We start from the raw sequence: 21,812 nt of genomic DNA, 5'->3' as shown, positions 1-21,812 counted from the left end.
GATTTGACACCCCGTATCATACCAAGAGGGCTCTTTTTTGTTCAAGTCCCCGAAAATCCTTCTAACAGGAATGCTCCCTTTATGAACGTGTTAGGGAGGAATTTTCGTCATCTATATTTAAGTTGGCGTTAAATTTGTGATAGTTGGCGACCCTTTAGAGCGATTTTGAAAATGGGCAGTTTTTTTGAATTTGTCTTCATATATCATTTATTTTCATTATTCTAAGCTTCCCTTTTAAGCTTGAAATATATTTTTAGGAATTCTATAAAGCATTTAGAACAGTATTTTTCGTTAAGGCACGTCAGATCGTTTTGCAACGGAATTTTACAACAGGAACATCTCCCCTTAACTTTCAAAAGAAACAACTCTCCTTTTAACTTTTATTCTTTTTATAAATTTCATCTATAAATTTAACCATGGTCTCGGAATTAGATATTTTCCCTAAATTTTTAAGGAGGCATATCAGTGATTCAGGCGTTACCCCAATAAACTCTAGTATATTCTTCTAAGGCTTTAGGATAACATTGTGGACAGTACCTTTTATTAAGAAGAAATGAACCACTTGGTAACATTGAAAGTTGACTTTTCCAGAAATAATCTTCACAAGAAATACACATTCCCATGTTCCTCTTCAAAAAAAACATCCCCTTAAATTCCTTCTTTGAAAAACTTAAACCATAATATGTTCCGCAATTGTCATAGGGATAGGTATTTACCTACATTTCGCCTAAATTGGTTTATCACCCATATCCTTTTCTAAACGCTTGACATGAAAAAATGAATTCAGTGAAATTACCTACTTCTCTATTCGATTGGCTGTAATGCTTAAATTTTCTAGCCTAATTACTAGTTAAAAGCGATCATAATTTAACATTTATAGGGAATGATACTATTTATAGTTTTAAACATAATACTAAATCATGAAAGGAGGACATCCATGAACAAAAAATGGTTTCTTATACTAGCCGTTGCAATTTTATCTACCATGTTAATAGTCGGTTGTAACAATAATGATCAGAATCCACCACCAGAGGATAACAATAATGTTATTGAAAACGGTGATACGAATGATGATAATGCAGATCTTGAAAATGCACCCGGTGTTGACGAAGATGATAACATGTTTAAAGATGATGAAAATGATAATGATCCAGATCCAGAAGATCCAATAGAAGATGCAGAAGATATAGGCGATAGGGATAATAAAGATGAGTAATAGGAATAACTAGTAAAAAGCCGATTCTCCTTTTATGTCAAGGAAAAATCGGCTTTTTAATTATTTCGGATCAATTTGTTGGTGAATTGATTTTTATTAGATTAATGGAAAACTCTATTATAGCATTAGCCTTTTAGGCATTTGACTGTTTTTTCGGGAAAGAAAATTAATTATTAAACAACAACCACACTCAAAGTTTCACTCTTTATATCCCCATAGTATGGAAAAAGTTATAATGATGCATTTGGTTTCTCATCTTTCTTCAAAAATACTTAGAACTTGATAGTTTGATAAGGTACTGTACTAAGAAAACCATATTTACCTAAAACCGTTTATCTAGGATTAATATAGGGAGGGGAAATCGTTTTAAGATTAGTCGCTAATATCAAATGTGTTAATGTTTAGTGAATGGTCGGTATCTCTAACAGAAGCGTAAAATATATCTTTAATTTGATGATATCCCTTTGCCTTTAGTTCTTGCTTAAGCCACTCTTCATTCTTGTTGATTAATTTTAAATTACGCTTCTGAACTTTCCCTTCAATTACAACAGCTATTGGGAATCCATGGTATTCTACTTTCATATGTAAATCCTTTGGAGTAACAGGAACTAATTCTTTCCTTGGTAAAATGCTGATTTCACCTGTTGCTTCCAAAATCGCATATTCAATATCTTGAATATCTGGATATCTTGCTGTTCTTAAACTTGACAACAGCTCAGATAAAGGATATCTATTTTTCCTTAAATTTTTATATACAATTTTTCCATGTTTAACTAAAATAGTCGGTTTTCCTATAATAAAAGGGTTTAACCAATTTAATAAACTTAATTTTGATATAACTAAGTGAACGCCCGTTATAACAATGATTCCAATAATCCCCTCTGTTACTCCATTTACTTTAATGGACCCAAATGCTAAATAAGATAAAAAAAGAATCGCTCCAAAATCGTGAGGGGTAAGTTGTGCTAGGGCTGATTTCCCTAAAATTTTTATGGCTACAATAAAAACAATATATATAAAAATTAATTTAACTAAAAAAATAGACACTTCTAACACCTCTTAGGAAAAATCACCTTAGTCTGAAGTCAGACTAAGGATGTTCATCTCTTTGACTATACGGCAAAAATTAACAGAGAAAGTTAACCAGTAATGTTTTAATATTTTAAGCACCCTCTAATCAATTTAAAAAAATATTTTTCCAAAGATTTTATTTTCAAGATTCGACTTAATGATATTATATAAAAAAATGGTACTACTTTTTTGTTATGTGTCTTAAGATCATCCAAGATAGCGAAATAAACCATTATCCTTTTAAAATAGGCATCACTTTATCAATAGCTTCTTGTAGTTTTTCACTATTTTTACTATACATTTGCTTAGCTTCTTTTGATTCGGTTCCAAGAGCAAACAGCTCTAAGTCTGCTTGGCATTTTTTCATGGTCGAAAGAATTAAAGGTCTTTCTTGAGGAGATGCGACTTGTAATTGATCGTCAAACAGGTCAACTGTTAACTCTCCATAGGAATTAACTTGTCCAAGAAAAACATTTTCTACCGTTACACCAAGTTTTTCTAATTCAGTGTGTAACCAAGCACGGCTTCGTCCAATCGTCGCAAGTGGTTCATCCATTATCACACCATCCATAATAACAGTCTGAGGCTCTTTAATTGAAGCAACCGTCAAGTTTAGATCCTTTGCTGTTAATGGTTGGTTTTCTTTCTTTAACATGACGGATAAATCCCCTGTTGCCTCTAATACAGCGAATTCTACATCAGACACCTGATAAACATCCTTCTTACGAAGTAATTCTAATAATTCATCTGTCGTGTATCTTTCCTTTTTTAAATTATCTTCCATGATTTTCCCATCTTTTATAAAGACAGTTCCTGTTCCTTCTACAAAATCACGGAACTTTTTACTTTTTAAGGAAAGCAAACCAGATAAAAAGGGTATTGCTGCAAAAATGACAATTCCAATGATTCCATGAAAAATGTTCCGTTCCAGTCCCATAGCAACTTCAGCACCTATACTTCCAATGGAAATACCAGTTACATATTCAAAGAAAGATAATTCAGAGATTTGCTTTTTCCCTAACCATTTTGTAATAAAAAATAAAACAACAACAAAGAATATTGACCTTACGGCAATATCTAACCATTCAGGCACCACTTAACACCCCCTATAAAAATTATATCTCTTAAAAACCTTTGTACTGAAATTCCTCTTGTTCTAATTCTCCAACTCGTTTTTTTAAATCCGTGACTACTTCATGTACAACCATCATGGTTTCATGTAATGAACGTTTCGAATCATCATCTAGAGTCCGTAATGCTAAACTTGAAAGACTTGCTTCTACTCCTTTTAAACTGACAAAACATTGTTTGACATCTGATCCTACTGTCATCCTAGATTCTCCTTATCCTTTTGGTTTAAAAATTAAAGCCCCTATCATGCCGAAAATAATGGCTGCTGAAATTCCTGAACTGGTCACTTCAAACATTCCTGTGAGCACACCAACTAACCCATGTTGTTCTGCCTCTTGCATGGCCCCATGTACAAGGGAATTCCCAAAGCTTGTAATAGGTACGGTAGCTCCTGCACCAGCAAAGTCAATCAAGGGTTCATATAGACCAAATCCATCTAAAATAGCCCCCACTACTACAAGGGTACTTAGCGTATGTCCTGGTGTTAGCTTAAACACATCAAACATAATTTGCCCAATGACACAAATCAAACCTCCTACGGTAAAAGCCCAAAAATAGGTCATAATGATTGTTCACCTCCGTATTCAATCGATACCGCATGGGCGATACAAGGAATGGTTTCATTTTGCTGGAAAGAAAGAGGTGATAATAAAGCTCCAGTAGCCACTACTAACATTTTTTTAAATTCGCCTTTTATCATACGATTTAATAAATGACCATAGACTACTGTTGCTGAACACCCCGCACCACTTGCCCCTGCGAGGACTGGTTGTCCTTTCCGATAAATCATAAGTCCACAATCTTGGAATTGTCCTTCACTAATGGAAGTTCCATGCTTTTTAAATAAATCAAGGGAAACTTCACGCCCTATCTTGCCAAGATCCCCAGTGACGATTAAATCATAATAAGAGGGATCAATGTTTCTTTCCGTTAAATGCGCTTCAATCGTATCAACAGCAGCTGGTGCCATAGCCCCTCCCATATTAAATGGATCGGTCAGTCCCATATCAATCACACGGCCTATCGTAGCAGAAGTGACACTCGGTCCATCCCCAGAATCACTTAAAAGGGCCGCACCAGCACCAGTAACCGTCCATTGTGCAGTAGGTGGTTTTTGTCCTCCATATTCTGTCGGATAACGAAACTGTTTTTCAACAGCTGTGTTATGACTTGAAGCCCCTGTTAATATATATTTAGCCCCTTTTGTATTAATAATATAAGCACCTAGAGCCAATCCTTCCATAGAAGTAGAACAAGCACCAAATAAACCAAAATAAGGAGCTCCAATGGTTCGACTAGCGAAACTTGTGGGAGTAATCTGATTGATCAAGTCCCCTGCGAGAAGAAACTGAACCTGTTCCTTTTGTATTTCTCCTTTTTCCATTGCCTTTTGACAAGCTTCTTCAAAAAAAACTTTATGTGCTTTTTCATAGGAATCCTGTCCGAGCCATAAATCGGCATGAAGAAGATCAAAATCTTCCGATATAGCTCCATCTGCTTCAAATGGTCCACCTACTGTTCCAGTGGACATAATCACAGGCTTTTGTTCGAAAACCCATGTACGATGACCTGCAAGCATTATAAACCACCCCATCTGATTAAAATTGTTTTAATTAAGGCAATGACAAAAGCAGAAAACACACCAAATAAAATGACAGAACCGGCTAGTTTAAACATATTGCCGCCTACGCCCAGTACAAATCCTTCGGTTCGATGTTCAATGGCAGGTGATATGACCGCATTACCAAAACCAGTTACGGGTACAGCTGTCCCTGCTCCCCCAAATTGGGCCATTCGATCATATACTCCAAAACCGGTAAGAAGCATCGTAATAAAAATTAAAGTACCTACCGTCGGATTTCCGGCCGTTTGCTCTGTAAAATCAAAATAATAGATGTAAAAGTCTTGAATAAGCTGACCAATAAGACAGATGAGACCACCTGTTAGAAAGGCTTTTATACAATTTTTAAAAACGGGTCTTTTGATCTCTCGATTTTTTTGCAATTTTTGATATTCTTGTTGCACTGGGGTTAGTTGTTTCTTTTGATTATTTGACATAGCTTGACCCTTTCTCTTTACGTTTGCTCTTTCATTAGATTTTTAATTTTATTAAAATCCTTTTTTAAGCTCTTCTTATCTGTGTTGCCTTTTTGAAGTTTTTGTTCTAATTGTTCCAATTCCCAAAACATTTTTTTATCTGTTGAAACAATTATTTCATGGTTTGGGTACATTTTTTCCAAGTCGGACTTTACTGACTTTTCAATTTTCTTTAATCGAAAGCGATCAAAATTATCAACTTTTATTGCTACAAAAAGCTCTTTATCTGTATTCACAGCCTTTACATCTGAAATTTCTTCTTTGGTAATAATCTTTTCTTTAGCCCTATTGGCAACAGATTGACCGATGGGTTTACTCGTATGTACTTGTGAAATACCTAAATGATTGTTATCCTCATCTAACTGATTTTGGTTATCGTTACATCCTGTTCCAAACCCGATCACGGCTAAAATGGAAAGAAAAATTTTTATTTTGGTTATTTTGTCTTTCATGAAACCATCTCCGTTTTTCCCATTATTTAAAGGAATTAAAAAAGGTTGGTTGGGAGGCCAACCTTTTTTATCTTACTCATTATTGTTGTTTGTATTGAGGTTCTTCTTGTTCAATTTGTTGAACGCGTGGTTCAAGGCTGTTAATAACAGATTGGGTTTGTTTAGCAGCATCTTGGTAAAGTTGCTTTGCCTGTTGATTATCTGTACCAAGAGCAAATGTTTCGAAACTTGCTTGTGCACTTTTTAATCCTGCTAGAGCTGTCTTAACATCATTTATTACTGTCATGATGAATCCTCCTTGAATTTTTTGACCTTTTTAGATTACCCGAATCAGAATTTTCTTATGTGGTGAATTTTTTGGGAATATAGTTATAAAATTACTTTTGGTGAATAGCACCATTTTTTCTGTAGTAACCTCGTTTCCAAATCCCCATCAGTTCTTCTATTTGGCGACGATTATAGGTTTGCGATGTATAATCTTTTTGGGTAATATGTCTCATCTCAAATTTTTTCCACCGTTCCCTTTACTGAACTTAATTAAACACAATAAATATAGAAAACCGCCTGCAACCTCATTTGATGCTTGTTTTAATGCTTCTGAAGCAAGAGTAGTATTAGCAGCAGATTGTTCAATCGCTGAAGTTATCATATCTTTTACTATAGAAGAGGCTGCCTCTGCTTGTTTTAATTTATTAGTATCAATTTGATTAGCCATGCTACTTCCTCCTGTTTGTGGTTTAGTACAAAGATAGAATGCCTCGAATAAAATGTTTTATCCTCAATTCTAAATAGCAATTATTCCTTTGGATAGACAATTATTGAGATTCCTTTCGTTTTAAAATTAAGCCAAAATATTACTAAAATAAATCTTCTGTAGCTTTGAAATAAAGTTGCAATACTAATAAAAAAGACGCGATATTTTTAAGAAAGTCGCGACGTTTATAAAAAAGATGCGATGTTCTAGCCCTTAACAAAGCACCAATTACAGATTTAAGCCTGATTTAAAATCCCTTTTCATGAATTCAGAACCGCAATATTATTACGATCCATCTCGGGAAAATAATCAGGTTGAAAATTTAGACCAAAGGATTTGGGGTATAAGGCCATTTTCTTTAGACCATTTTTTAGGCCTTTTCCCTTTAGACCATTTTTTGGATCTCCCTTCTTTTGGAGACCATATTGGTGGAGAAGCCCATTTCTAGGCGGTTTATTAGGTGGTTTGTTGGCTGGTACGTTATTGAGCCCATTTTGGTATGGTTATCCTTATTTTTATTATCCGTATTATCCGTATATCTTTTTTTAGCATCATGACTCTGTATAAATTAAAATCATCACTAATACAACATGTATTATAAACAGGTATTTTGAAGTATAAAATTGAGAATAGGAGTTTGGAGTCCAGATTGGAGCTGACACCACTTCACGGGGTAGCGTCAGGATTTTCACAATTTACAACGTTAAGAATACAATCGTTGTTATATCAAGGGGTATGAGGTTTATATCAATATGGTCTAATCTATTGGGACTTAACCGATTTTACGTAAAATAAAGCTTACTAGTGTCTCGTAAGACTTGTCTCAAAAGTCTTATCGTTGTTAAATCCTTCGTTTTTAACAATGAAAACAGCTTAACGTTGTAAATCCGCATTTTCGGGACGCTACCCCTTCACGAGCTTAGAGCTAATGGTTTAGTTACCGGTTATAAAAACGGTTAGTTCATAAAACGAACAACAGTTTGGTTTATCTCTCCATTAAAGAGATTATTATACTTAATAAACAAGGAAATGGGACCTCATTGAGAAGTCCCATTTTGTTTGGGAAAAATGCTCCTGTATAGGTAATCTTCACAGATAGACGTTAGTAATTTATTTTTAGAATAGAATATGTGTCTTTGTGATAAGAGTGCAATTCTCATTAATTTAAATAATTTAACTTGCCTATAAAGGAAATAAACATAAATGATTTTAGTTTTGCACGAATTATTTCGTCAGCTCAAGGAAACTTACCTTATTACACAATAAATAAAAAAACGGAGTGAACTAAAAAGGGATTTAGATATATGGGATCAAGGGAGTAATAGTAACTTTACTGAAGTTTAAATTATTTTTTACTTATGGGATTTCGGAGCATTAAAGTACCTAAAGAATTACTTTCTTTAGATACTTTAATGCCTTTTAAGAAAGGGGGAAAGTGGAGGCGATTATCCCCTAATAAATGAAGTATTCCCTAATATATTTAATTTTTCCTCTGCATTCTTATTCTTAACCTTAAAACCCCGACATATTATTAGATTAAAAATGAGACAAGGTGATTGTTATTTTTCAGAAATTAATAGCTACTCTTATTGGAAGTCTGTTATTAGGAGTTGGTGTGAATGGGTTTCTAGTTCCTCATCATTTAATAGATGGTGGAATCCTTGGGATCGCACTATTACTTCATTATTTTTTTAAATTTCCAACTGGTATTATAATGGTGGGGTTAAGTATCCCTATTTGTATATTTTCCTCAATAAATAAAAAAGAGTATTTTTTTAGTAGTTTGCAAGGCTTATTGGTTTCGTCCTTATTTATTGATTTACTTGTTCCTCTTCGTTCTCAATTTTTTATTCCCCAACTTGCAAGCGCACTAATTGGAGGTGCAATAATTGGAGTTGGTGTTGGTCTAATGCTGCGATATAAGACAAGCACTGGAGGAACTGACTTACTAGCTGAAATTATTTCTGAAACTTTTTCGTTAAATATTGCACTTGTAATCATACTGATAGATGGAATTATTGTGTTGGCATGTCTGGCTTTATTAAAATTAGATACCTTCATTTATTCATGTATAGCTATTACCTCTGTGGGTTTAATAACATCCTTAATTAAAGGAAAATAATTTTTTATTGAGAGTCCCAACAACAAACGTGGAAACATACGCTAAGCAATATCGACATGAAGAAAGCCGATTTTTCCTACGGTGTAGTTAATGGGATGGGAATAATAAGCCTATAAGATTAGTGTTATGATTGTTTTTTTTTAATTACATAAGTCTATTGTTGATGGGTATTTTAAAATTATTAGTTTATATTGCGGAGGAGTTTTATGAGGAAAAAAATTCGCTAATACTAATAGTGTTTTTAAGTACTTTCATTTTAACAATTACGGATCTTATTGGACCATTTAATACTATTGGCTCTGGTACAGCAGCCTTAAAGGAGAAAAATGATGAACTTTACAAAGAAATTAAAGTGTATAGAGAGGAACATAAAATTGAACCGATTGATGCAAAAGTCGATAGAGTGTGGAAGGCAATTCCTGGATACAATGGATTGGATGTAGATATTGAATCTAGTTATAAAAAAATGAAATCAGATGGTAATTTTCACAAAAACAAAGTTGTTTATAAGGAAAAACCTCCAAATGTCCATTTAGAAAATCTAGCACCCATCCCGATTTATAAAGGAAATCCAGAAAAGCCTATGGTGGCGTTATTAATAAATGTTGCTTGGGGTAATGAGTACATTCCAACGATCCTTACCACACTAAAGGAATCCAAGGTCAAGGCGACATTTTTTTCGATGGTAGCTGGGTTAAAAAGAATCCTGACCTAGCTAAGATGATCTATCGGGAAGGCCATGAAATTGGAAATCATGCTTATAGTCATCCAGATCTTAAGAAGCGCTCTAAAAGTAATACCATACAAGAGTTAGAAAAGACGAATGCTCTCATTGAAGAAACCATTGGCATAAAACCGAAGTGGTTCGCACCTCCCAGCGGTTTGACAAACCCTCTGAGGATCTTCCAGTAAGAAGATCCTTTTTTGCTGCTTACTCAATTAATGTACCTTTTAGTTAAGTTAGTATTTTACAATCTTTCTTAGGTAAATACGGTTACTAAAAAGTTTATTTTAGTTTTTATAAATATTCGAATCTTTTCCTCAACGAGGACGATAAACGCTTTCACATGTTCCAGGCGCTGGTTCATAAAAACAATGTTGTTTAAATTGACCAGTAAAAGGTTGGCCATACCATGTTGGAGGACACGGACCATATGGATTAAAGTACCAAAGAGCATATTTCGCTGGGTGTTCTCTCCAATATTCCAAATTCTTTCTTGCTAATCTTCTTTCAGATTCTCTTGCTCTTTGATAAAATACATTACCTTTTTGAACAGCTTCAAAAGAGTAATTTCCTCCTTGTACGTGAAAAATGACATCTCTAATTGTTCTTAATTCCTTAAAGTCAGCACAATCTGCTACAACACGGTTAACAATGACATTTCCAACATATAGCATTCCTTGTGGTCCTTCGCCTTCAGCTTCTGCTCTCATCATCCTTGCCATTAAATCGACGTCTGCATTTCGGTAAGCTACTCTTGTCATTTTTCCACCTCAAAAATACAGTATGAAAAAAAGAATGCATTTATGTCCTTGTTTATAAAATAAGAATTCTTGGTTTTTAGGCCCAGTACCAGCGTTGCTGTAACCAGGGGCAAAGTAATAATTAAAGAAGTACACGACTTGGATTTGCTGTTTCCCTAAAATTTTTTCAATACCAGGGTCGTTTTCCAAAAGGAAGGCAGGAAATAAATCAAGATATTATTGAATACGTTGCAAAGCAAGTAGGAGTACCTGCAGATTCCTTTCAAGAATATGATTGGAATGGACGCTCTATAAAATATCACCGTGCTCAAATCCGGGAATTTATGGGGTTTCGAGAGAGTACATCTGAAGATATGGGACAAATAAAGTTATGGCTACAAACGAACATTTTACCTCAAGAAATGCAAATGGACCGGGTTCGAGAACATGTCCTTCACCACCTCAGACAACAACAGCTTATTCCTCCGACTCATTACCAACTAGAACGAAATATTAAATCAGCTATTCGTCAATATGAAGAACATATTTCACACACCATTTTCATGCAGCTTTCAGAACATTCCAAAACCCAATTAGATGCCTTTATACGCACCTGCTCCCATACAGAACTATTAGAAGAGAATGAAACCATTCTTAGTTTTCGAGAACTTGTATCTGATCCTGGAAGAATCGGATTAGATAGTTTATTACAAGAAATCGCAAAGCTACGAACCGTAAGGAATATACAACTTCCTTATGACTTGTTTAATGGGATACCACCTAAAATGATCCGATCATATAGACAACGTGCCGTCTCTGAAGATATTCGAGAATTACGCAGGCATCCCGACTCTATCCGATACACGTTATTAGCAGCTTTCTTCTGGTGTAGAGGAAGAGAAATAACGGATAATTTAGTGGAACTTATTATTCAGATTGTTAATCGTATTGGAGCTCGTGCAGAACGAAAAGTCGAAAAAGAGTTTTTACGCGATTTCCGTAAGGTAAGTGGCAAGACAACCCTCTTATTTCGTATGGCTGAAAAGGCAGTGGAACAACCGGATGGGATTGTACGTGATGTTTTATTTCATGTTGTCGGGGAAGATACTTTAAAAGATGTACGGCTGAAACGGAGGCAGTTCTCAAACGGTTTACTCGTAATAGTGGGCACCCAACATATCTTTTAATATAAATATCCAATTTTTAAGATCCTTATTCAATAAAGTCCCTTAAGGAGATTCGATTCACATTCTAATATTTCCTTCTCTTGTTCAAGAATCTGGCCCGATTATGGAATAAAATAATTTTTATAAAATAGACTTTTTTATATAATTACCGTAACAAAAACGTTCATATAAGAAGTAAAGCCCAGAAATTAAGCATTTCGAGGCTTTTTTTGCAAAGTTTAATGGTTAATAGGTGATGGTTTATTTTAAAAGGAAAATAATCAATTGCAATAGGACAAGCACCGTTTCGTTAAAGGCGCCCATTTCTGTATGTTAAAGAAAATGATGAAGTCATTTTCCCTATAGGGCTATTCAAGTATTCGAATCAATTTAGGATTAATTAGTTGAATACTTATATAAAAAACAAAACTATGTGTTTAAAAGTAGCTTTATTATTTAATTTTTTAATGATTTGACACGTGAAAATAGCAAAATACATTTCAAAAAATGAGCAGTGATAGGCTACTACTGCTCTTCAGATAAGTTATAGTGTACTTTCTGCAAGCGATTTTAGTTCGCCATAAAACAACGACCAGAAGCCATGGCATCAGCTTTCGTTACGTGAACGGTACCATGTGGATGCTGAGGCGGCGCATAAATAGAGTAAAGTTTTAGCGGGATATTACCTGTATTGGTTACATTATGCCATTTACCAGCAGGTACCATAATGGCAAAGTTTTCATAGACTTTTTCTGCAAAATCTAAATTATCTTTACGATCCCCCATTTGAACAATCCCTTGACCTTGTTCAATACGCAAGAATTGATCAACTGTGGGGTGAATTTCTAAACCGATATCTTCTCCAACATTGATACTCATCAAGGTAACTTGCAAATGTCTTCCTGTCCATAAAACGGTACGATACGTATTGTTTTGCTTCGTAGCCTCCTGTATATTAACGATAAACGGTTCTGGTCCATAATCTTTTAATTCAATTTTATCTTTGCTCTTAAATGATTTTAAAAAGGCCAATCGTTTAGCATGCTCCATTTCATCTGTGGAAGCACGTAGGAATACATCACCAACTGGTGAATTTTGCAAAAGCAAATAATCATTTCGATATTCTTCATAATTCGCTAATTCCGTTTCATAAGCTTTTTGCAGTCCTTCACGATAATTTCGAAAAGATACTTTCTCGATTTGGTACACAGGCTGTCTTCCAGTCATCGAAATATACAGATTTGTATGTTGCTGCCAATGTACCTTTTCGTCTTCTAAAATATTCAGAATGTCATTTTTATGCTTTTGATTTGGTGCTAAATTTACTAATCGGCTATATAAATCAATGGCTGAAGCTTCTCCTTTTATTCCGTCAAGTATTGCCTCAAATACTAGTCGATCCTTTCCTTGACTATTTCTTAACATCAAGTTTGAGTTATATATTGATGGGTTGACGTAATAAGGATATGGGTACGTGATTGGAACATTATACATTTTGATCATTCCCTCATATTTTTATAAAATTATCATATTCCTATGTTTAGAGTTTGTGCTTTAATCCATAGTGCCTTAAGAAGGTCTCATTTGAAAAGAATTTACTCAGTTAATGGCCCGTTTGTTCAACAGGCAGGGATGGAGAGCACCATTCTCTCCATAAACTAAACTTTTTTAAATACCTCTGTATAAGCAACTAATTACTCACTAAGTTGTTTGTTATCACCTTCTAATTTCTTGGTCTTCCGTTTCAGTGATTCAATAAGGGCATCCTTTCCTCATTTATTTCTCGTTAATATTGTTTTAGTATAGGTGATTGTTGCTGCCTTAGCGCTTCAATCCGTTCAATGAATATCGACATTGTTGATAGCGTTGTGCTTGCGTGCACTTGATTCATTTAAGACACTTCTAAAATTAATTTTTCCATAATGGCTTCATCACCAATTTTACAAATATAAAGTTGGTATCAATCGCTAATTCATCAAGGAATTCATAAAGGTAATCATCAAACAAGAACTAGATGATTAACTCCCCTCTATCTATTTCAACTGAATTGGTGTCCATTTTTATGATCAAAAATAAAGTCCTCTATAAAGAGCGATAGTGCTTCTACAATTCTCAAACCTTTTTAAATAGCCGTTTAATAAGCAGTCAATCTCGTATGTTAGTTGTTACCTTATAAATCTACACAGCTAACTCGATTCCTTTGCGTATCCAATGAACTCTTTAATATTGTCAAACCGGGGGTCATCCCGTTTTACGACAATAAGTTTGGAATCTTCATGGTGACTGATATTAAATTAAAAACTGTCCAAATTTTCTTTTCTATTGGCAGTAGGATTTATTAACCAGTAAAGATATTTGGAGAGACCATATAACCAAGCGTATATCCATCGGGTTCGCTGTTTGCTAATTCACCCCTACCAATCCAACCTTCACCTTTTTGACACAATACACCCAAGAGAATTAAAAATGAAGGCAAAAAAACCACCCACGATGTTGTGAGGGGTCTCATTGTGTTTATAAAGTTTGTTGATGTCAATGAAAAAACGTGTTAAGAATCGAAAAAGAAAGCTTGTATGTACCTGTGAAATACTTAAATAGTTATTATTTTCACCCAACTGATTCTGGCTTCCGTTACATCCTGATTCTATTCCGATAACCGTTAATACTAAAAGACTGATCTTTAATTTGTTTTATTTTATATATCATGAAAAATCACCTCTGTGTTTTATCCATTATTGAGAGAGTAAAAAAGGTTGGTTTACTCGACCAACCTTTTTTGTCTTTTTAATTATTGTTGTTTGTATTGAGGTTCTTCTTGTTCGATTTGTTGAACGCGTGGTTCAACGCTTTGTAAAACCGATTGGGTTTGTTTAGCAGCATCTTGGTAAAGATGCTTCGCTTGTTCATTATCTGTACTAAGAGCAAATGTTTCAAAGCTAGCTTGAGCGCTTTTTAATCCGGCTAAAGCTGTTTTAACGTCATTTATGACTGTCATGAATAACACCTCCTATTATTTTTTTTGAAACCTTTCTTAGAATGTTTGAAGATAGAAATATTTATTCATAGAAAGTTTTTAAAATTCGAATTATATTTTTATTATATTTTGGAAAAAATACTCTTGGCAAAAAAAATCAAGGAAGAGAGAATAGGGTAAATTTGACGGTTGTACTTTTGTAAAAGCTGATTAAAGTACAATTGTTTTACAATTCGAGGGGGATTTTCCTTTTCGCGAAGCAAGACTGGTATGCTTATTTTGAAATGGAGTATTGATGCAGTTTGTATTTTTCATAAAATTAAAAAAGAGGTAGACGGAGTATGTATAAGGGCTATCCTGAAACGATTTATATGGACCAAAACCACGAGCAAGGTATAAGCAATTTAATAAAAATATAAATCAGTATTTTTCCAATCCTATTATACATAAGGAAATTAATGGTGATAAAATATATGTTGCCTTGGACCTAGACAGAATCTGGAATAGTATAAATTAATATTTAGTTTAGCCACAAATACTCCCCACCTGCGTATAGGTGGGGAGTATTTAATGCTATCTAGAGGTGGGGGAGTCTTTAAAACTAGTCTAAAATACCTGCATATTTTTGACCGCTGTGTGGCAATCTACCAAAGTGATTACAACATTGTTAACAAGGAGGAAACATCATGCAACAAATGCAGACGGGTATGAATAATCAACAAGCACAAGCTTTAATGACACAACCGCCTGAAATAATGTCAACAAAGGATCATCTCTATGTAAACGATATGTTAAGCTGGAATTTACTTGCGATGAAGAAAATGCATTTTTTCGCTCAACAATGTCAAAATCCCGAAGTAAGAGCAGCACTTGAACAAGCTGGGCAAATGCATGATCGACACTATCAACAGCTGCTTCAACAGATGCAACAGTATGTAACTCAACCTTCACAAAATATGAATCAATAAGGAGGAAACTATAGTGGAAAATAATACTCCAAACAGGATTAAAAATCCTGAAACACCAGTCCCTAAGACGCCGCAAATGAACGATAGAGATTTTCTAAACGATGCCTTAACTACGGAAAAATATATATCTTCCTCATACTCGACTGCATTAAAAGAAGCTAGCCATGAATCGTTGTATCGTACAATAGCGTCTGTTTCCCAAGAAACAGAAGACTGTCACCGCAATCTATATAACTTAATGTTTAAAAACGGATGGTACGGTTTGGAAAAAGAAACTCCACAAACTATTCAACAATCGGTTCAGCAATTTTCTAACTACATGCAAAGTCAAGATCCATATAGAGGTAATGTAATACAATAAAAGAACACGTGTTCAAGAAGAATAAACTCAAGGTAAAACAACAATAGTTATGCGAGACAAAAGGTTGGTTAGTTGTTAACCAACCTAGAAAATAATTTAGAATTTACAACAATCGAAAGGGCGGCGGTAAGATGAATCTTAAGTGGATGAAATTTTTATCAACGGTTTTTCTTTCAATTTTCTTGTTATTAGGGTGTAATAATGGAGATGACGATAATAATCCACCACCGGAGGATGTAACTCCAGGGACAGAGGAACCAATTGAAGATCCGATCGACGCAACTGATTCAGATACTATTGATGAACATAATGTCACCCCTGATACAGAAGAACCAATTGAAGATCCTGAAGACGCAACAGATCCAGATACTATTGATGAATAAGTTTATACACCGTTTGAGAACAAACGGTGTTCTTTATGTATCAAGATTCAAGGATGTTAATAAGAAATTTAATACTTATATTGCAGCATTTTCTAATAACAAATTTATAGAGGTGTCTCATGACAAAATTACGAAAGTCCTTATTGGTTACTGTTTCCGTACTTATTCTTCTATCCATAGGGTTATTATTCATAGTACCAAATACAAGAAACAAAGAGAATCCCGAAAATAAAACAGTTGCTGTCAAAAACAAATTTAATCCTCCTATAACCAATGTCCAAAATGTTGAAAACGAAAAAAATGTTCTTCAAATAAACAGCCTTTCCATGGGTCAAACCATCAAGAATCAATTAAAAAATGATCCTTCCGTTTTTCTAATTAAACACAATGAAAAAACTGAGAGTCATTATATTAAGAAAGAAGTAAACGTTACATTCAAGACTCTTCCCTCAACAAAGGAAATAAAAAGGATAACACAGGAGATAAATGGCACTATCATTAAAAAGCTAAATTCTACGATTGTTTTTCGTTCTAATACGCTTTCGACCAAGGAACTTATTGAATATTTTAACAGACAGGCTATGGTTGAATTTGCTGAACCCAATTATCTTTATCTGCAAAATCAAATTGGACTTCCTAATGATTTGCTATATAGAGAACAATACCAATGGAACTTATCGGCAATTCAAGCAGAAGCAGGCTGGGATATCACCAAAGGGGATGAACATATCATTATTGCTGTTATAGACACTGGCGTTGATCTGGACCATCCTGATTTGAGAAGACGAATTACAAATGGTTATAATGTACTGTTGAATAATAATTTCCCTGATGATGACAACGGGCATGGCACCCATGTAGCAGGAATCATTGCATCGGAAACAAACAACCATGAAGGTGTTGCAGGCATCACTTGGTATAACAAAATAATGCCTATAAAAGCAATGGGTGCTGAAGGGCATGGGACGACCTTTGATATAGCAAAAGGGATTTTTTGGGCAGTGGATCATGGAGCCGATGTCATTAATATGAGTTTAGGCAATTATCAGTATTCTTCCCTTTTAAAAGGGGCAATCGATTATGCATACAGTAAAAATGTTGTCTTGATTGCTGCAGCAGGAAATGAAAATACTATGCAGCCGAGCTATCCAGCTGCTTTTTCTAAGGTTCTAAGTGTCGCCGCCGTAAGTTACACGGGACAACGTGCCCCTTTCTCAAATTATGGAGATTATATCGATGTTGCAGCTCCTGGAGTTCAAATTCCGAGCACCTATTTTAACCAGCAGTATGCTGCCCTTTCAGGTACTTCTATGGCTTCACCACATGTAGCAGGACTAGCAGGTCTTTTGCTTTCAGTAAACCCTAATTTAACGAACCAAGAAGTAATAGACATTATTAAGAATTCTACTTATGATTTAGGAATCCCTGGAACTGATCACGAATTTGGTAGTGGCTTAATTAATGTAAAGAATGGATTGGAAGATGCCCAAAGCAAAAGGCAATAATCCCTTTTTGAAACCGTTGCTTTTCGTTGTTATAAAACTTCTACATGGTGTACATTGTTTGTACATGATAATGGAAAAACTAAGGAGGGAATTTTAGTTGGAGTGGATTTTTTATCTATACCTGTTAAATACGTTCTTTATGTTATTCATAGCTATTTGGGAAGTTCGTCGTCCTGCCAAGTCTTTGAATTGGATAATAATCGTCCTTGTTTTGCCTATCATTGGTTTCTGGCTATATCTTAGCACATCAAATCCCAAGATTATTCATCGGAAAAGATTGACCTCTTCTCATAATGAGTCTGATAAATTACCTGATACATATACTGATTCAGCATCGATAATCGCCGATGCTTTAAGGTATTTTACTGTAGGCGGGCTTCGAGTCGGCAAAGTCCACGTACTAAACAATGGAATAGCAAAATATGAACAACTTATCGAATCCCTACAAAAAGCCCAAAAAACCATTGATCTGGAATATTTCATCTATCGGAACGACCAAATTGGTAATCGCATCTCAGAACTGCTGATCGAAAAAGCAGTAAATGGAGTGCGGGTTCGTTTTATTAGAGATGGTTGGGGGAGTAAAACATTTCCGAATCAAAAAATCCTTCAGATGGTAGAAGCAGGGATAGAATGCCGGATAATATTTCCTTTACGCTTTCCCTGGATTTTATCCAATTGGAATTATCGGGACCATTGTAAGATTGTCACGGTCGACGGAAATAAAGCTTTTACTGGTGGCATGAACGTAGGCTATGAATATACAGGATTAAAGCCAGACGTAGGATTTTGGAGGGACACTCATTTGCAAATTATAGGGGAAGCAACAGGCGACTTGCAGACTATCTTCGACGTTCATTGGAATATCGCTGTACCAGAACGGATAAAGTCAAAAACAAAATCTGAGGCAACGAAAAAGGCCACTAAAATCCCAAAATATAAATCAAAGGAAATCAATCCAACCGGCAGCATAGATCTTTCAAGATGGCCTGCCGAATTAGGATCTGAGTTATGGCCTATAGAAGGTAAAACAGACAATACCCAAACAAAGACAGGAGAATTGCAAAAAGCGTACATCCATACGTTGGAAGGAAACCCTGGAATTCCTACCCCAGTTATTCGTCAAGCTTACTTTATATGTATAACACAGGCGACCAAGACTATTGATATAACAACACCCTATTTTGTACCAGAAACAGATATTATCATGGCGTTAAAAACAGCTGTGGCTCGTGGTGTGCGCGTAAGATTGCTGGTTCCTCGCCATATTGACCAAAAAATTGTGGGCTATGCAAGCCGTACTTTTTACGGGGAACTTATAGAAGCTGGGGTCCAAATCTACCAGTATGACAAAGGAATGTTACATGCGAAGGTGATGATCATAGATGAGGAGGTTACAGAAGTAGGCGCAGCAAACTATGATATGAGAAGTTTTCGCCTGAATTATGAGGTGTGTCAAGTCGTGTACAGTGCTGATGTGGCAAGGGAACTCACAGAGCAGTTCGAGAGGGATCTTACTGATTCTGTACCATTAAGAATTGAAGACTTGTTGCAACGATCCCTGACCGAGCGCATTGTTGAACAGGGTGCTCGCCTGCTTTCTCCATTATTATAAGTTGATGTATCCTGTTTTTATTGTTCTATCTTAAATCTAGATTTAAAAAATATTTCTGATTTATTTGAAAAAAGTCGAAAACCCGCATTATAGGAACTTCCAACATGGGTTTTTTTCTTATTTACGATGGAAATTCATTACTAAAAAACGGTAATACTAAAAAGGCAGCTCAAAGAGTTTGAATTCAAAAATATCTGTTACCTTTTAATTTAAATATAGGGGTGATATCAATAAATAATATATTTGAAAATCTTAAGGAAATACGTTTATTAGAAGATAAGCTCTATCATTTAGAATTAAATGGTTGGCTAAAAAGTGAGTTTTTAACTTGGGAATGGTGGATTCTAGTAGTTTTTTTAATTGTGCCTTGGGTTATATGGGCTAAACTTGTTAAACGAGACATTATTTTAGAAATTTTGTTATTTGGTACCATCATTATCTTGACAACAACCTTATTAGATGTAGTTGGTGCACAATATAGTTTTTGGGATTACCCCATTTCATTCCTACCTATTATTCCTCGGGCCTTTCCTTTTGATTTTTCGATGGTACCTGTAGCTTACATGTTGTTATATCAATATTTTAGAACATGGAAATCTTTTATTTTAGCCCAGATCATTATGGCACTAACATATGCCTTTATAGGTGAACCCTTTTGCGAGTGGGTCAAACTTGTTAATTATTTAGAGTGGAGATACAGATATTCATTCATATATTACATCATTGTTGGAATTGTAACTCGAGCTTTAATACTAAAACTAGCCTCTTTATCTAAACCTCAAGATCTTACAACTAAGTAAAATTTAAATTGGAGGGGAAAACTTTGGAAGAAGTTAATATTGGTTTATTGACGATCAAAATCATCGTTGGTTTTGCCACTTTATTTTTTATCATTACCATAACAGGCAGAACATCCATCTATCAGTTAACCCCGTTTCACTTAGTTTTTGTGTTAGTACTTGGAGATTTTTTAGGAAATACCATTTATGAAGATAAGGTAGGGATTTTTCATTTTTTATATGCCATCGGATTGTGGACGTTTCTTATGTTGGGAATAGAGTTTATAACTCTAAAAAATAAATCGACACGTTCTCTCTTATTAGGCAATCCTAACATAATCATTCGAGATGGTGTTATGGACAGAAAGTTACTTACAAAGAACAAATTGGATGTAAATCAAGTATTGAGTATACTCCGTCAAAATAATGTCTTTTCAGTTCGCGAAGTCAAATACGGTATATTGGAAGCTAATGGGCAAATAAGTTTATTATTAAAATCCAAGTATCAAAAACCAGACAAGCAAGATCTCAATCTTCCAGAAAGTCCAGTAGACCTCCCAACATCGTTAATTATAGATGGGGAAATTTTATGGGATAATTTACATGAACTCGGATTTGATCAACAGTGGTTAGATAACCAATTAACTACCAATGGATATGATAATGTAAAGCGTATACTTTACGCAGATTGGCGAGAGAGTGAAGGCATACATGTAAGTCCTAAATAAAATTTGTTAGGATAAAAGCTTTTCAATTTTCTTGGTGAATATAAACTTTAGTCTTCAACAAAACCAGCTAATAGTTTGTCAACATTTTTCAATAAAAAATATAAAACGTACATGATATATTAAAAATGGGTATGCCAAATAACCTTCCTTTCTTTAATTGGAAGGTTTTGTTTTATTTCCCTAGATATGTTTTCTAAACTACATTTTGGAAAGTCGTTTTACTTTTCAATAATGCAAAAATCCAATGTAAGAGCTTATTCGCACAAGCAATTTAACAGGTGAATTGTATTTGGGTTTTTTACCTCTATCAATAAAACCTTTCTAACATGAGTTGAAAAAACTATTCTTGTATAAAAATACCCTACGATGCTCAGAATAACTCTATTGGTTATGACTCCCTTTTCTTAATTATTAATTAATGGATAGTTATATTGTGAATAATAACTAAAAAAGGAGCATTAAGAAATGCATGGTGGAGTGGAAGAAGTTGAACAGTTATATAATAAAACTCATGAAGTAAACAATGAACTATTAACCTTGTGGATAGATCATGTACTTTTCATGTGGCAATGGTGGATTGGTGTAAGTTTAACCATTATTCCTTGGATGTTATGGGGGTTATTTCGAATAAGAGAGAGTACAATGCGTCTCTTAACATCTGGATTTTTTATAATGTTTATTTCAGCTTGGTTGGATTCACTCGGAGTTCAACTAGGGTTTTGGTACTATCAATATGCAGTTGTCCCATTTATTCCTTCTTCAATCCCTTGGAATACTTCTCTTTTACCTGTATTTGTTATGTTTTTAATTCAAATTAAAAGCGAATCTAACCCATATATAAAAGCCCTCATTTTTGCAACAATAAGTGCTTTTATTGGCGAACCAGTTGCGGTCTGGATAAAATTATATGACCCAGTAAATTGGAAATACCTTTATTCTTTTCCTATATCCTGAATTATTCACAGATTTTATGAAATAGGCAAATATCGCCTATCTAATAGGCTTTCTTGTAAATCGTTCGTGCAT

General features: G+C 34.6%; 24 protein-coding genes and 2 pseudogenes. 13 read left to right on the top strand and 13 right to left on the bottom strand.

The window, feature by feature from the left end; translation table 11 throughout:
* Positions 1–937 precede the first annotated feature (937 nt).
* On the top strand, positions 938–1,216 hold the full coding sequence (locus NFS43_RS22850; protein WP_251555232.1) for a hypothetical protein: 279 nt from the start codon (positions 938–940) through the stop codon (positions 1,214–1,216).
* A 372-nt stretch (positions 1,217–1,588) separates the two neighbouring features.
* Here NFS43_RS22850 and NFS43_RS22845 read toward each other — a convergent pair whose 3' ends face one another.
* From NFS43_RS22845 to NFS43_RS22805, 9 genes are all read right to left on the bottom strand, one after another.
* A complete protein-coding gene (locus NFS43_RS22845) occupies positions 1,589–2,263 on the bottom strand; it encodes a DUF421 domain-containing protein (protein ID WP_251555230.1) in 675 nt (224 codons plus the stop codon).
* Positions 2,264–2,519: 256 nt separating this feature from the next.
* Positions 2,520–3,380, bottom strand: a complete 861-nt coding sequence (locus tag NFS43_RS22840) for a DUF421 domain-containing protein (RefSeq protein WP_251555228.1) — start codon at positions 3,378–3,380, stop codon at positions 2,520–2,522.
* 31 nt (positions 3,381–3,411) lie between these two features.
* A complete protein-coding gene (locus NFS43_RS22835) occupies positions 3,412–3,618 on the bottom strand; it encodes a DUF1657 domain-containing protein (RefSeq protein ID WP_169189510.1) in 207 nt (68 codons plus the stop codon).
* Between the two features lie 12 nt (positions 3,619–3,630).
* Positions 3,631–3,981, bottom strand: coding sequence for a stage V sporulation protein AE (spoVAE, locus tag NFS43_RS22830; RefSeq protein ID WP_031537032.1), 351 nt, complete (start codon positions 3,979–3,981; stop codon positions 3,631–3,633).
* Positions 3,978–4,997 (bottom strand): stage V sporulation protein AD, encoded by a 1,020-nt coding sequence (gene spoVAD, locus NFS43_RS22825; protein ID WP_251555226.1) that lies wholly within the window; start codon positions 4,995–4,997, stop codon positions 3,978–3,980. The genes spoVAE and spoVAD overlap by 4 nt, the downstream gene beginning before the upstream one ends.
* Positions 4,997–5,476: a stage V sporulation protein AC gene (gene spoVAC / locus NFS43_RS22820; protein WP_145582949.1), complete on the bottom strand. Its 480-nt coding sequence runs from the start codon at positions 5,474–5,476 to the stop codon at positions 4,997–4,999. Before spoVAC ends, spoVAD begins: the two co-directional genes overlap by 1 nt.
* Positions 5,477–5,493: 17 nt before the next feature.
* Entirely contained in the window at positions 5,494–5,967 is a 474-nt protein-coding gene (locus tag NFS43_RS22815; RefSeq protein ID WP_145582947.1) for a YhcN/YlaJ family sporulation lipoprotein, read from the bottom strand.
* A 79-nt stretch (positions 5,968–6,046) separates the two neighbouring features.
* On the bottom strand, positions 6,047–6,253 hold the full coding sequence (locus NFS43_RS22810; RefSeq protein ID WP_031537037.1) for a DUF1657 domain-containing protein: 207 nt from the start codon (positions 6,251–6,253) through the stop codon (positions 6,047–6,049).
* A gap of 210 nt (positions 6,254–6,463) precedes the next feature.
* Positions 6,464–6,682 carry a hypothetical protein gene (locus NFS43_RS22805; protein WP_035416354.1) on the bottom strand — a complete coding sequence of 73 codons (219 nt, stop codon included), beginning with the start codon at positions 6,680–6,682 and terminating at the stop codon, positions 6,464–6,466.
* Positions 6,683–8,273: 1,591 nt separating this feature from the next.
* Between NFS43_RS22805 and NFS43_RS22800 the strand changes: the two genes are divergently transcribed.
* The 3 genes from NFS43_RS22800 (at position 8,274) to NFS43_RS22790 (ending at position 9,755) form a co-directional block, all read left to right on the top strand.
* Positions 8,274–8,843, top strand: coding sequence for a YitT family protein (locus tag NFS43_RS22800; RefSeq protein WP_224428600.1), 570 nt, complete (start codon positions 8,274–8,276; stop codon positions 8,841–8,843).
* A 163-nt stretch (positions 8,844–9,006) separates the two neighbouring features.
* A complete protein-coding gene (locus NFS43_RS22795; RefSeq protein WP_251555224.1) occupies positions 9,007–9,558 on the top strand; it encodes a hypothetical protein in 552 nt (183 codons plus the stop codon).
* A gap of 5 nt (positions 9,559–9,563) precedes the next feature.
* Positions 9,564–9,755 (top strand): polysaccharide deacetylase family protein, encoded by a 192-nt coding sequence (locus NFS43_RS22790; RefSeq protein ID WP_244811737.1) that lies wholly within the window; start codon positions 9,564–9,566, stop codon positions 9,753–9,755.
* Between the two features lie 129 nt (positions 9,756–9,884).
* Here NFS43_RS22790 and NFS43_RS22785 read toward each other — a convergent pair whose 3' ends face one another.
* Entirely contained in the window at positions 9,885–10,328 is a 444-nt protein-coding gene (locus tag NFS43_RS22785; RefSeq protein ID WP_251555223.1) for a cell wall hydrolase, read from the bottom strand.
* A 140-nt stretch (positions 10,329–10,468) separates the two neighbouring features.
* Between NFS43_RS22785 and NFS43_RS22780 the strand changes: the two are divergent.
* Positions 10,469–11,494: pseudogene (locus NFS43_RS22780) on the top strand (DUF4158 domain-containing protein); the annotation flags it as partial.
* A 549-nt stretch (positions 11,495–12,043) separates the two neighbouring features.
* Here NFS43_RS22780 and NFS43_RS22775 read toward each other — a convergent pair.
* The 3 genes and pseudogenes from NFS43_RS22775 to NFS43_RS22765 form a co-directional block, all read right to left on the bottom strand.
* Entirely contained in the window at positions 12,044–12,898 is an 855-nt protein-coding gene (locus NFS43_RS22775; RefSeq protein ID WP_251555222.1) for a cupin domain-containing protein, read from the bottom strand.
* 510 nt (positions 12,899–13,408) lie between these two features.
* Positions 13,409–13,648: pseudogene (locus NFS43_RS22770) on the bottom strand (site-specific integrase); the annotation flags it as partial.
* Between the two features lie 613 nt (positions 13,649–14,261).
* A complete protein-coding gene (locus NFS43_RS22765) occupies positions 14,262–14,468 on the bottom strand; it encodes a DUF1657 domain-containing protein (RefSeq protein ID WP_251555221.1) in 207 nt (68 codons plus the stop codon).
* A gap of 674 nt (positions 14,469–15,142) precedes the next feature.
* Between NFS43_RS22765 and NFS43_RS22760 the strand changes: the two genes are divergently transcribed.
* The 8 genes from NFS43_RS22760 to NFS43_RS22725 all read left to right on the top strand — a co-directional run bounded on the left by NFS43_RS22760 (position 15,143) and on the right by NFS43_RS22725 (position 21,740).
* Positions 15,143–15,415 (top strand): hypothetical protein, encoded by a 273-nt coding sequence (locus tag NFS43_RS22760; protein ID WP_034298115.1) that lies wholly within the window; start codon positions 15,143–15,145, stop codon positions 15,413–15,415.
* Between the two features lie 13 nt (positions 15,416–15,428).
* Positions 15,429–15,776 carry a spore coat protein gene (locus NFS43_RS22755; RefSeq protein WP_174752363.1) on the top strand — a complete coding sequence of 116 codons (348 nt, stop codon included), beginning with the start codon at positions 15,429–15,431 and terminating at the stop codon, positions 15,774–15,776.
* Between the two features lie 131 nt (positions 15,777–15,907).
* Complete coding sequence (locus NFS43_RS22750) at positions 15,908–16,159, top strand: hypothetical protein (RefSeq protein ID WP_145585423.1); 252 nt, start codon at positions 15,908–15,910, stop codon at positions 16,157–16,159.
* Positions 16,160–16,278: 119 nt separating this feature from the next.
* On the top strand, positions 16,279–17,664 hold the full coding sequence (locus NFS43_RS22745) for a S8 family peptidase (protein WP_186324349.1): 1,386 nt from the start codon (positions 16,279–16,281) through the stop codon (positions 17,662–17,664).
* A 97-nt stretch (positions 17,665–17,761) separates the two neighbouring features.
* A complete protein-coding gene (locus tag NFS43_RS22740; protein ID WP_251555220.1) occupies positions 17,762–19,279 on the top strand; it encodes a phospholipase D-like domain-containing protein in 1,518 nt (505 codons plus the stop codon).
* A gap of 221 nt (positions 19,280–19,500) precedes the next feature.
* On the top strand, positions 19,501–20,079 hold the full coding sequence (locus NFS43_RS22735; protein WP_251555219.1) for a CBO0543 family protein: 579 nt from the start codon (positions 19,501–19,503) through the stop codon (positions 20,077–20,079).
* Positions 20,080–20,102: 23 nt separating this feature from the next.
* The gene (locus NFS43_RS22730; protein ID WP_251555218.1) at positions 20,103–20,786 is read left to right on the top strand and encodes a DUF421 domain-containing protein; all 684 of its coding nucleotides are present in this window, start codon (positions 20,103–20,105) and stop codon (positions 20,784–20,786) included.
* A gap of 465 nt (positions 20,787–21,251) precedes the next feature.
* Positions 21,252–21,740 (top strand): CBO0543 family protein, encoded by a 489-nt coding sequence (locus NFS43_RS22725; protein ID WP_251555217.1) that lies wholly within the window; start codon positions 21,252–21,254, stop codon positions 21,738–21,740.
* Positions 21,741–21,812 lie beyond the last annotated feature (72 nt).

The organism is Neobacillus muris (genome assembly GCF_943193175.1).
GTDB lineage: Bacteria > Bacillota > Bacilli > Bacillales > Cytobacillaceae > Neobacillus > Neobacillus muris.
This window is presented reverse-complemented; position numbering and strand designations above follow the sequence as displayed.